The sequence below is a fragment of the Agromyces aurantiacus genome, from assembly GCF_016907355.1.
GTDB classification, from domain to species: Bacteria; Actinomycetota; Actinomycetes; order Actinomycetales; family Microbacteriaceae; genus Agromyces; species Agromyces aurantiacus.
In genome coordinates, this window is record NZ_JAFBBW010000001.1 from 3,652,433 (window position 1) to 3,661,381 (window position 8,949).

9 protein-coding genes and 1 pseudogene are annotated in these 8,949 nt (G+C 72.9%); 6 read left to right on the top strand and 4 right to left on the bottom strand.

The window, feature by feature from the left end:
• Positions 1 to 65 precede the first annotated feature (65 nt).
• Positions 66 to 1,199, top strand: coding sequence for a flavin-containing monooxygenase (locus JOD46_RS17225; RefSeq protein WP_204395680.1), 1,134 nt, complete (start codon positions 66 to 68; stop codon positions 1,197 to 1,199).
• A 472-nt stretch (positions 1,200 to 1,671) separates the two neighbouring features.
• Here the strand turns inward: JOD46_RS17225 and JOD46_RS17230 are convergent.
• Positions 1,672 to 2,427: pseudogene (locus JOD46_RS17230) on the bottom strand (NADPH-dependent F420 reductase); the annotation flags it as partial.
• Between the two features lie 5 nt (positions 2,428 to 2,432).
• Here JOD46_RS17230 and JOD46_RS19020 point away from each other — a divergent pair.
• From JOD46_RS19020 to JOD46_RS17240, 3 genes are read left to right on the top strand one after another with little or no spacing between them, the layout of a single operon-like run.
• Positions 2,433 to 2,594 carry a hypothetical protein gene (locus tag JOD46_RS19020; protein WP_239562875.1) on the top strand — a complete coding sequence of 54 codons (162 nt, stop codon included), beginning with the start codon at positions 2,433 to 2,435 and terminating at the stop codon, positions 2,592 to 2,594.
• 21 nt (positions 2,595 to 2,615) lie between these two features.
• Entirely contained in the window at positions 2,616 to 3,722 is a 1,107-nt protein-coding gene (locus JOD46_RS17235; protein ID WP_204395682.1) for an NAD(P)H-dependent flavin oxidoreductase, read from the top strand.
• Positions 3,719 to 4,318 carry a flavin reductase family protein gene (locus JOD46_RS17240; RefSeq protein ID WP_204395683.1) on the top strand — a complete coding sequence of 200 codons (600 nt, stop codon included), beginning with the start codon at positions 3,719 to 3,721 and terminating at the stop codon, positions 4,316 to 4,318. The genes JOD46_RS17235 and JOD46_RS17240 overlap by 4 nt, the downstream gene beginning before the upstream one ends.
• Positions 4,319 to 4,399: 81 nt before the next feature.
• Here JOD46_RS17240 and JOD46_RS17245 read toward each other — a convergent pair whose 3' ends face one another.
• Entirely contained in the window at positions 4,400 to 4,954 is a 555-nt protein-coding gene (locus tag JOD46_RS17245; protein ID WP_204395684.1) for a dihydrofolate reductase family protein, read from the bottom strand.
• A 143-nt stretch (positions 4,955 to 5,097) separates the two neighbouring features.
• Here JOD46_RS17245 and JOD46_RS17250 point away from each other — a divergent pair, with 143 nt between their 5' ends.
• Positions 5,098 to 5,598, top strand: a complete 501-nt coding sequence (locus tag JOD46_RS17250; RefSeq protein ID WP_204395685.1) for a hypothetical protein — start codon at positions 5,098 to 5,100, stop codon at positions 5,596 to 5,598.
• A gap of 62 nt (positions 5,599 to 5,660) precedes the next feature.
• On the opposite strand, the gene JOD46_RS17255 is transcribed toward JOD46_RS17250, so the two are convergent.
• Both JOD46_RS17255 and JOD46_RS17260 read right to left on the bottom strand, forming a co-directional pair.
• Positions 5,661 to 6,611 (bottom strand): DMT family transporter, encoded by a 951-nt coding sequence (locus JOD46_RS17255; RefSeq protein ID WP_204395686.1) that lies wholly within the window; start codon positions 6,609 to 6,611, stop codon positions 5,661 to 5,663.
• Between the two features lie 84 nt (positions 6,612 to 6,695).
• A complete protein-coding gene (locus tag JOD46_RS17260; protein ID WP_204395687.1) occupies positions 6,696 to 8,066 on the bottom strand; it encodes an NAD(P)/FAD-dependent oxidoreductase in 1,371 nt (456 codons plus the stop codon).
• A 74-nt stretch (positions 8,067 to 8,140) separates the two neighbouring features.
• On the opposite strand from JOD46_RS17260, the gene JOD46_RS17265 reads away from it, so the two are divergent.
• Positions 8,141 to 8,773 (top strand): TetR/AcrR family transcriptional regulator, encoded by a 633-nt coding sequence (locus JOD46_RS17265; protein WP_204395688.1) that lies wholly within the window; start codon positions 8,141 to 8,143, stop codon positions 8,771 to 8,773.
• The last annotated feature ends 176 nt before the right edge of the window (positions 8,774 to 8,949 follow it).

The window sequence follows — 8,949 nt, forward strand, 5'->3', positions numbered from 1 at the left end:
GGCATCCGTACCGTCGCCCGCATCACCGACCACATCGGCCGGGGGCAGCGACCGAGGAGGCCGTCATGGACACCACGATTCTCGACACCGCCGTCGTCGGCGCCGGCGCCGCCGGCCTGATGGTCGGCCGACGTCTCGCCGAACGCGGCGAGCGCCTCGAGCTCTTCGACGCGCACGCGCGCGTCGGCGACCCCTGGCGCGAACGCTACCGCTCGCTGCGGCTCTTCACGCCGCGGCCCTTCCTCGAGCTGCCGGGCCTGCCCATCGGCATCGGGCGCTTCGAGTACCCGACCGGCACCGAGATGGGCGACTACCTCGAGCGGTACGCGCAGCACATGAAGCTGCCCGTGCGCACCTCGACGCGGGTCGTGCGGCTCAGCCACGACGGCGACCGCTTCCGCCTCGAGCTCGACGACGGCGACGAGGTGCTCGCCGATCGGGTCATCGTGACCGTCGGCGTGCACCAGGTGCCCATCACGCCGGCCTTCGCGGCCGAGCTCGACGCGTCGATCCGCCAGGTCCACTCGCTCGACTACCGGGGGCCGGAGCAGTTCGCCGACGGACCGGTGCTCGTGGTCGGCGCCGGCAACTCCGGCACGGATGTCGCGCTCGAGGCCGCGCGCACCGGCCACGCCGTGACCCTCGCCGGCCGCCACCCCGGCCACGTGCCCGTCGACATCGACCGGCCGCTCGGCAACCTGCTCAGCGGGTTGTTCATCCGTCGCCTGCGTCGCCTCACGATCGACACGTCCAAGGGCCGCGCCGCGCGCGACGCGCAGCTCGGCCACGGCGTCATGCTGATCCGGAACTCGCCGAAGGACCTCGACCGCGCCGGGATCGTGCGGGTCGGGCGGATCGGCGGCGTCGAGCGCGGGCGCGCGGTGACGACGGACGGCACGGTGATCGACGCCGCGACCGTCGTCTGGTGCACGGGATCCAAGCCCGACCTCGGGTGGATCGACCTCGCGGGCGTCGTCGGCGCGAGCGGGTTCCCCAACGAGCAGCGGGGCCTGGTGACCGGATGGCCCGGGCTGGCGTTCGTGGGCATGCCCTTCCAGTACTCGTTCGCGTCGCCCACGCTCATGGGCATGGACCACGACGCGGAGTATGTGGTCGACGCGCTCGTGCCGGCGCGCGCGGTCGCCGCGGCAGCGACGTCGCCGGCCGGCCGGCGCGTGGCCCGGCGGGCGGCGGCCTGAGCCGCCCGCGCGTCGGTCGCAGGCCGCAGCGGCCGCCACGTCGAATTGCGCGAGCATCCGGCCGATGGACCCTCCAGCAGGCCCATCACCCGGATGCTCACGCGGAATGCAGGATGACACGCGCCAGAGCCTTGTCTGCACGGCCCTGACCGGCGTCATCCTGCAATCTCGTCGGCGCCGGGCCCCGAGTGCACTCCCCACGCCGAGTCCACGAGCATCCGGGTGACGGATCCTCCAGCGGGCCGATCCCCGGATCCTCCTGCGGATTGCAGGATGACACGCGCCACGTCCTCGTATGCCCGGCTCTGAGCCGCGTCATCCTGCAATCTCGTCCGCGCCGGGCCCCGCGCGCGCTCGCCGCGCGCCCGGGGAGGGCCGGCCCGACGCGAATACCGGCCCGCCCGGGCCGGGCCCGCTGGCGCGGAGACGGGCGCCGGTCCGCGCCCGGGCCCGGGCCCGGCGCGGCGCCGACCTACGCCGCGGCCTCGCCCGCCCGCACGGCCTTCGCGAGGTTCGCGACGAGCTCGTCGCGCGTCTGCGGCACGACGTACGCCGGCTGGTCGCGCTCGACGCGCCAGCTCTCGGCGAGCGGCCCGACGTTGACGGTGTCGAACCCGAACGCGTCGTACAGGTCGGTCACGAACCGCACGGCGTCGTCGAAGTCGCTCGACGTCGCGAGCGCGCGGCGGCCGGGGGTGCCCGCGGGGCGACCTTCGGTCGTGATGTCCTTCGCCATGATGTGGTTGAAGCCCTTCACGACGCGGCTCTCGGGCAGGTGCTTCTGCAGCATCCCCGAGACGGTGTCGCGGCCCTCGTCGAGCGCCGGCACGTGGCCGTCGCGCTCCCAGTAGTAGTTGTTCGTGTCGATCACGATCTTGCCCGCGAGCGGCTCGACCGGGATGGAGCCGTACGCCTTGAAGGGCACCGTCACCACCACGACGTCGCCGGATGCCGCGGCCTCCTCGACCGTCGCGGCGCGCGCCTCGGGGCCGAGCTCGTCGACCAGCGCGGCGAGCGTCTCGGGTCCGCGCGAGTTCGCGATCACGACGTCGTACCCGTTCGCGATCGCCGCCCGGGCGACCTGGCTGCCGATGTTGCCTGCTCCGATGATTCCGAGTGTCGTCATGTTGAGGGCCAACCGGATGGCGCGCCGAACCCTTCCCGCTCGGAGGCGATGCCCAGCCGCCGCGCAAGACGGATGCGTCGCCGAGCGCCGCGCGTCATGATGACGCTGTGGACGAGGCTCATGTGACGTCGGATGCCGACCGCCATCCCGAACGGGAGCAGGATGGGGTGACGGGCGACGTCTGCTGGCTCGCCTCGACCTGTACCGAGTGCGGCGCGCTGGTCGAGGGCGGAACCTGCTGGAACTGCGGCACACCCCGCGTGGAGTGACCGGCGACGAGGAGGAGCGAGATGACCGAGGCGACGACGAGGCTGACGCAACTGCTCGGCATCCGCCATCCGATCGTGCTCGGCCCGTTCGGCGGGCTGTCGTCGGTCGAGCTCACCGCGACCGTGAGCGAGCTGGGCGGCCTCGGCTCGTTCGGCCTCTTCGGCTACGACGCCCGGCACATCGTGCAGACGGGCGAGGCGATCCGCGCGGCGACGAGCGCGCCGTTCGCCCTCAACCTGTGGCTTCCGCTGCCGACGGATGGCGCGGCGCTCCCGCCGCGCGCGTTCGAGCAGGCCCTCGAGGCCGTGCGCCCGCTCTACGACGCCGTCGACACGCCCGTGCCCAGCGCGCCGCCCGAGCGCTACCTGCCCTCGTTCGGCGAGCAGTGGGAGGCGGTGCTCGAGGTGCGGCCCGCGGTCGCGAGCTTCGTCTACGGGGTGCCGCCCGAGCACGTCGTGGCCGATGCGCGCGCTCGCGGCATCCGGCTGGTGGGCACCGCGACCACGGTCGACGAGGCGGTCGCGCTCGAGGCCGGCGGCATCGACGCGATCGTCGCGACGGGCCTGGAGGCCGCCGGGCACCGGGTCGCGTTCCTCCGCCCGGCCGAGACCTCGCTCGTCGGCTCGATCTCGCTGATCCCGCAGGTGGTCGACGCGGTCTCGGTGCCGGTCATCGCCGCAGGCGGCATCGCCGATCGCCGCGGGGTGGCCGCGGCGATCGCGCTGGGCGCGGCGGGCGTGCAGGTCGGCACGGCGTTCCTGCGCACGCGCCAGTCGGCGGCGAGCGACGACCACCGCCGGGCGATCGAGGCGACCGCAGCCGAGGACACCGTGCTCACGCGCGCGATGAGCGGCCGCCTCGCGCGGGGCGCGGCGAACCGCGCGATCCGGGCGATCGAGGCCGACGGCGCGATCGCACCGTACCCCGTGCAGGGCTGGCTCACGGCGGGCTTCCGCGCCGCCGCGGCGAAGCTCGGCAAGGGCGAGCTGCAGTCGCTGTGGATGGGGCAGTCGGCGCGGCTCGCGGTGCGAGACGACGCGCGCGACGTGTTCGCCGAGCTGCTCGCGGGCGTGCAGGGCACGACCGGCGTGCCCGGCGAAACCGGGCCGCCGAGAGGCGTCGCGTGACGCACGTCGTCATCCGCCCGAAGGTGCTCTACGTCGGCACGCCCGTGTTCCTCGTGTCGACGGTGAATGCCGACGGCTCGTTCAACCTCGCGCCGGCCTCGTCGTACTGGGCGCTCGAGCAGATGCTCGTGCTCGGCCTCGAGACCGACGGCCAGAGCGCGCGGAACGTGCTCGAGCGGCCCGAGTTGACCGTGAGCTTCCCCCATCCCGAGCTCTGGCCCGCGGTCGAGCGGCTCGCCGACGTCACGGGCCGCGATCCCGTGCCCGAGGCGAAGGCCGGCCGCTACCGGTTCGAGGCCGACAAGCTCGCGGTGTCGGGGCTGGGCTTCGAGCCGTCCGAGCTCGTCGCTCCGCCGCGCGTCGCGGAGTGCCGCCTGCAGTTCGAGGCGCGCGTGCGCCGCGCGACCCCCGGGCTCGGCGCGTACCTCCTGGTCGAGGCCGAGGTCGTGCGGGTGCACGCCGACCCCGCGATCGTGGTGCCGGGCACCGAGCACGTCGACCCGCGTGCATGGCATCCGACGATCTACAGCTTCCGGCACTACTTCGACATCGGCGCCGAGGTGGGATGGCGGGCGACGAGCGAGACCACCGGCTGATGGCCGGGTGAGCGGATGCCGCGGCAGCACGCATCGGCGTGCGACCGCAGCGCGGCATCCGCTCGGGCCCTCCGGGCGCGCTCAGCGCACGACGTCGAACACGTGCTTCACGACGCCGTTGGAGTACGCCTCGTGCTCGACGAGCTTCAGGCTGCCCTGCTCGTGCCCGTTGAACAGGCGCTTGCCCTCGCCGAGCACGACGGGGAAGACGAGCAGGTGGTAGCGGTCGACGAGCCCGGCCTCGGCGAGGCCCTGCGCGAGCGTGGGGCTGCCGTGCACGAGGATCGTGCCTTCGCCGTCGGCCTGCTTGAGCTCGGCGACCTCGTCGAGCGACCGCAGCACACTCGTGTTGTTCCACTCTGGGTCGGTGAGGGTCGACGAGACGACGTACTTGGGCATCGCGTTGTACTCGGCGAACTCGTCCATCTTCGGCCAGATCGGGGCGAACTCGTCGTAGCTCACCCGGCCGATGAGCATCGCGCCGGCCTCGGTCTGCTCGCGGCCCTTGATCTCGTAGGCCTCCTCGACGAACGGGACCTCCTTGAAGGTCCAGCCGGCGCGCGGGTGGTCGCCGCCGCCGGGCGAGTCGACGATGCCGTCGAGGGTGATGAACTCGGTGACGATGAGGGTGCGCATGGGGGTCTCCTGTCGGGTCCGGTTCGGGGCGGACCATCCGCCCCTCATTCTGGCGTCGAACGAGCCTCCGCGCGATCGACATCGCATCGGACGAATCTCGCGAAGCTGTGAGTGCGCACATCTCATCGGCCTACGCTCCGGAGATGAGCACAGCCGACGTACCGTCGCACCAACCGACCTCGCCCCCCACCACCGATGGCCAGGGGGCCCAGCGCTTCGCGCCGTTCGCGGTCGATCGCATCCTGATCGACCAGCTCCCGTCATCGCTCGGCACCGTCGAGGCGCCCGAACGCTACACGGTCATGGCCGTCTTCACGCGCAGGCCGCTCCCTCAGGAGCTCGCGCTCCTCGGCGAGCCGGCCGTCGAGCGGCAGCTCGCGGAGGCGGGGTACCCGCGCGTCACCCTCACCACCGCGGATCGGCGGCTCATGATCGCGAACACGAACCTGCACGAGCTGAAGGTCGGCCTGGCCCGCACCATCGGCCTGATCCTCGACGACATCGGCAAGCGCGTCGCCGTCACCAGGTCGGCGCAGGCGCGGGATGCCGCGGAGCTCGCGACCCGGGCGGCCGAGCGAGCGAGCCACGTGCTCGACGAGGCGGCGCAGATCGACTTCTCGCCGCGGGTCTCCCACTACACCTGATCGGCGTCGCCGGCACGCGGCAGCGCCCGAGCGCCCCGCACGAAGCAGCGCCCGATCCGTCCTCAGCTCCGGTGCGGCGGGACGCCGTGCTCGGCGAGTGGTTCGTGCGACTGCTCGGCGCCGGCTTCCTCGGGCCCTTCGGCGGCGACCGGCTCCCGCCGCTTCCGCGTGACGAGGTAGGACCCGAGCAGGACGAGCCCGAATCCGAGGATCGTCCAGACGGTGACGCGCTCGCCAAGCACGAGCACGCCCGCGACGATCGCGACCGCCGGGTTGACGTAGGTGATCGCGGTCGCCTTCACCGGGCCGATCTCGCCGATCAGCGCGACCATGAGCAGGAACGCGAGCGCGCTGCACACCACGGCGAGCACGACGATGGAGACCACGACGGCCGTCGAGGGCCACGCCGAGGGCCACGCTCCGGTCGCGAGCACGAACGGCACGTACACGACCGCGGCGGCCGCGAGCGAGACCGCGACCACGCCCACGCCGGGCAGGTCGGGCATCCACCGCGAGAGGATGGCTGGGCCGAGCGCGTAGCCGACCACGACGACGGCCATCTGGGCCACGGCGACCAGGTCGGACCCGGCGACGTCGAGGCCGACGAGCGCCGCGACGCCGAGCATGCCGAGGGCGATGCCGAGCCAGTTGAGCCGTGAGAGCCGTTCGGGGCGGCCCATGAGGAAGGCGATCGCGACGCCGGCGAGCGGCACCGTGGCCAGCAGGAGCCCGGCCGTCGAGCTCGGGAGCCGCTGCTCGGCGGAGCTGAGGAAGTACCACGGGAGGATGATCTCGACGAGCGTGTAGGCCGCCATCGGCTTCCAGCGCCGGACGACCTGCCAGACCTCGCGCCGGTAGAACGCGAGCGGCATGAGCAGGAGCGCCGCGAGCGCGGACCGGCCGAGCACGACCATCGCCGGATCGAGCTCGCTCACCGCAACCTTGATGAACAGGTACGGGATGCCCCAGGCAACGCCGAGCGCAGCGAACAGGATCAGGCCACGACGAGTCACCGGTTCAGTCTGAGGGGTGCCCCCGACACGGCGCGACGCGCGGGACTGCCGATCGAGCGCGGGAAACCGCCAGATCGGGTCGGCTCAGCGCCCCGCGACGAGGTCGGCGACGCGCGCGATGGGCGAGGTCGTCGCCCGCCCGCGGAGCTCGGCGCGGTCGGCCGCGTGGTATGCGCCGTAGATCGCCTGGACGGCGAGCCAGCGCAACGGCTCCGGCTCCCACTTGCGCACGCGGTGACCGACCCACGGCAGGCGCGTGAGGTCGGTGTCGCGCCCGAGCACGAGGTCGGCGAGCGTGCGGCCGGCGAGGTTCGTCGCGGTCACCCCGGTGCCGACGTATCCGCCCGCCCAGCCCAGCCCGGTGGCCCGGTCGAGGCCGACGGTCGCGGACCAGTCGCGCGGCACGCCGAGCACGCCCGCCCAGGCGTGCTCGATCGCCGCGTCGCGCGTCGCGGGGAAGAACCGGCGCAGCAGGGCGGTGAGGCTCTCGATGGTGCGCTCCTGCGTCGCCCCGTCGTCGTCGACGCGCGAGCCGTAGCGGTACGGCACGCCGCGCCCGCCGAACGCGATGCGGTCGTCGGCGGTGCGCTGGGCGTACATGTAGACATGGGCGAAGTCGCCGAGCGTCTCGCGGCCGTTCCAGCCGATCTCGTCCCAGGCGGATGCCGCGAGCGGCTCGGTCACGATCATCGACGAGTTCATCGGCAGCCAGGTGCGGTGCTCGCCGCGCAGGTCGGGCGTGAACCCCTCGGTCGCGCGGATCACGAACTCGGCGCGCACGGTGCCGTGATCGGTGCGCGCCTCGCCGGGCCGGATCTCGGTGACGGTCGTGCCCTCGTGGATCTCGACGCCGAGCCGCTCGACCGCGGCGGCGAGGCCGCGTGCGAGCTTCGCCGGGTGCACTCGGGCGCAGTGCGGATGCCACACCCCACCCAGCACGCCGGCCGCGTTGATGCGCCCGGCGGTCTCGCGCGCGTCGAGTTCCGCGACATCCGTCCCGGGCCACGACCGCTCGGACGCGGCGAACGCTCGGAGCCGCGCGAGCTGCGCGGGCGTGTACGCCACCTCGAGCTCACCGCCCTTGTGCACGTCGGCGTCGATGCCCTCGCGCGCAGCGACCGCGATGACCTCGTCGACGGCGTCGTTGAGCGCGCGCTGCTGCGCGATCGCGGCGTCGCGGCCGTGGGTCTTCACGTACTGCTCGCGCCCGCCCGTGACCGAGTTGGTGAGCCATCCGCCGTTGCGACCCGACGCGCCGAAGCCGGCGAAGCGCTGCTCGAGCACGGCGACGCGCAGGTCGGGCTGCTCGCGCTTGAGGGAGTACGCGGTCCAGAGGCCGGTGTACCCGCCGCCGACGATGGCGACGTCGACCTCGCGGTCGCCGGGCAGCGCCGGACGCGGCGCGGGAACGCCGAGCTGCTGCCACCAGAACGAGACGCCTCCGTTGGCGGTCATGATCCTCCTCGTGAGAAAGCACTGTTTTACAACAGTGTTTGGAAACGTAGCCGTGGTCGTGGGAAGGTGTCAACATGCCGATCGAGGTCGACACGAGCGAACGCCTCGCCGACATCGCGCGCGCGACGATCGAGGTCGCGAGCGAGCGAGGCACCCAGGCCGTCACGCTCCGCGCGGTCGCCGAGCGCCTGGGCCGCTCGACCGCCTACATCACGAACTTCGTGCCGTCGCGCGCCGACCTCATGGCCAACGCCCTCGAGCACGCCCGCGCCCGCTGGGACGAGGAGCGCAGGGCACATCTCGGTGAGCGCGTCGGCGTCGAACGGCTCGCGGAGCTCGCGCGATGGATGTGCTCGACCTCTCCGGAGGAGCAGGTGCTGCGCAGCCTCTGGGTCGAGGTGATCGCCGACGTGCACGGTGCGAACCGGCGCGCCTACGAGGTCGTGCGGTCGGTGACGGATGCCACGTACGAGAAGTTCCTCGCCGGCGCCGGGGAGGTGCGCGCCGGGTCGGGCGCCGGGCGCGGGGACGGGGACGGCGACGCGACCGTCGACCGCACGGAGGCGGCGCGCATCGCCGACATCCTCTACCTCTACTGCCGAGGCTCGGAGGTCAAGTCGATCGAGGATCCCGCCGCCTGGACCGACGCGCGCATGCAGGACTCGCTCGAACTCCTCCTCGACTCCCTGGTCTTCCGCCGCGCCTGACGAGTATCCCCGGCCCGCCCGTCCGACGCCGTTCGGAGACTCCTTCCGTACGGCTCATGTCAACGCAGCCTCAAATGAGGCCCGACTCACATGAACGACCAACCCGACCCGCGCCCGGACCCAGCACGATCGTGCGCACTCATGTCAACGCAGCCTCATATGAGGCCCGACTCACA